1 protein-coding gene is annotated in these 2,077 nt (G+C 43.3%); it reads right to left on the reverse strand.

Annotated elements, in window-relative coordinates; all coding sequences use genetic code 11:
* Positions 1-120 precede the first annotated feature (120 nt).
* A partial coding sequence (flhA, locus tag GSP01_RS14475; protein ID WP_255320917.1) for a flagellar biosynthesis protein FlhA occupies positions 121-2,077 on the reverse strand: 1,957 nt, incomplete at its 5' end.

A 2,077-nucleotide genomic window follows, 5' to 3' on the forward strand; every position in this document is an offset into this window, starting at 1 on the left:
CTTCATAGCGCCATTCCCTCTATCAATGCAGGAGATGTAATCATACAGAAAGATCCAAAATCAGAACCAAGACACATCAACTAATAGCTCTTCTAGCTCGCCAGATAATATTTTTTTATATTATATTAATTCAATAGTCCGCACTTTAACACGGGAGAAAATTTCTTCTTGCGCTAAAACAATTACAGAAGGCTGTATACGCTCAATTATGCGCCTCATCGGAATACGGACAATACTCGAAACCAATATTACTGGAACTTCTCTTTTTTTGGATGCATTATCAAGACATAGTTTAATGCGAGATACGAATTCATTCATTTTTGACGGAGAAAAATTAATCTGCTTTTCTTCGCCCGAATTAGATAAGTGCTCCAAAACAAACATCTCCCATTTAGGACTGAAAGTCACAATTGGAATATATCCCTGAGGGCCAAGGACAGATGCGCTGATTTGACGAGCGAGTCTAATTCGAACGTGCGCGACCAGTGCAGCAACAGTTTTTAATCCTTGGCCACATCCTTCCTGCAAAGCCTCTAGAATACTAACCAGATCACGGATGGATACCCGTTCTTCAAGAAGAGACTGCAGAATTCTTTGTATTACACTAACTGAAATCTGCGAAGGGACCAGATCTACGACTATTTTCTGCTGCTCTCTAGGCATTTCGTCTAGAAGTTTTTGCGTTTCCGAATAAGAAAGAAGATCTGGCATATTATCTTTAACCAATTCGGTTAAATGCGTGATGATGACACTAGCGGGATCAACCACCGTATATCCCTGAACAATGGCATTTTCCCGCAAATTTTGATCTATCCACAATGCAGGCAAACCAAAAGCGGGTTCTTTAGTTTTTTCTCCCTCGAGATTGGGCTCTCCACCCCGCGGATCCATCGCTAAAAGATTATTTATTCTAACTTCACCATGACCAATCTCTATTTCTTTAATAGAAACAGAATAAGAATCAGGCGATAAAAGTAAGTTATCTTGGATACGAACAGGTGGAAGGACAAAACCCATATCGCTTGCAATTGTTCGGCGAAGTATTTTTATTTTCTCTGTTAAGCGCGCTCCCTCACCGCTTGCTATCGCTAATAAATTAAAACCCAACTCCAATCTCAAAAGATCTACCCTCAAGCTTTCCGAAATTGGAACCTCTGCGGGAACAGAATTTTCGGGAACTACAACGGAATCTCCATCATTATCCGTACCAACAACAGGCGTCCGGCACCTTATCCAAGCCGCTCCCCCAACCAAAACAGCCAGGAACAAAAAAGGAAATGTCGGCAAACCTGGTATTGATGCCAAAACCACTGCCGAACCAGACGCCAAGGCAAGCGGTTTAGAATTGCCACCCAGTTGACGGACAAGAGCAATGTCAGCCCCCCCTTCAGTCCCACCTTTTGTTACGACAATACCTGAGGCCGTAGAAACCAACAGGGCGGGGATTTGCGAAACAAGGCCATCACCTATTGTCAACGTCGTAAACGAGGTAGCTGCATCTGCTATCTGCATACCATGACGTACAACACCTATAGTTAATCCGCCCACAATGTTGATAGCGGTTATGATCAAACTAGCAATCGCGTCTCCACGCACGAATTTGGCGGCACCATCCATCGCGCCATAAAAGCCACTTTCTTCTTCAAGTTCTTTTCGTTTTTTTCTCGCAACAAAGTCAGTGATCGCACCCGAAGATAGTTCAGCATCAATTGCCATTTGCTTGCCCGGCATGGAATCTAGAGAAAATCTTGCTGCGACCTCGGCAATACGTCCCGAACCTTTTGTGATAACCATAAAATTAACAACAAGAAGTATTGAGAACAAAATAGTCCCGATAACTACATCTCCGCCCATCAAGAAGCCACCAAAGGCAGCGACGACATGTCCCGCAGCATAAGTGCCTTCGTATCCGTGACTCAGAATCAAACGTGTGGTTGCGACCTCAAGTGAAAGTCTCAAGAGGGTTGTTAGTAGAAGCAGGGTGGGGAAAGATGTAAAATCAAGCGGCTTATTTAAAAATAATGCCACCATCAGAACTAGAATAGACAATGTAACAGACAACGACAATCCAACGTCT

Origin of the sequence: Gluconobacter sphaericus NBRC 12467 (genome assembly GCF_006539125.1) — a bacterium.
GTDB lineage: Bacteria > Pseudomonadota > Alphaproteobacteria > Acetobacterales > Acetobacteraceae > Gluconobacter > Gluconobacter sphaericus.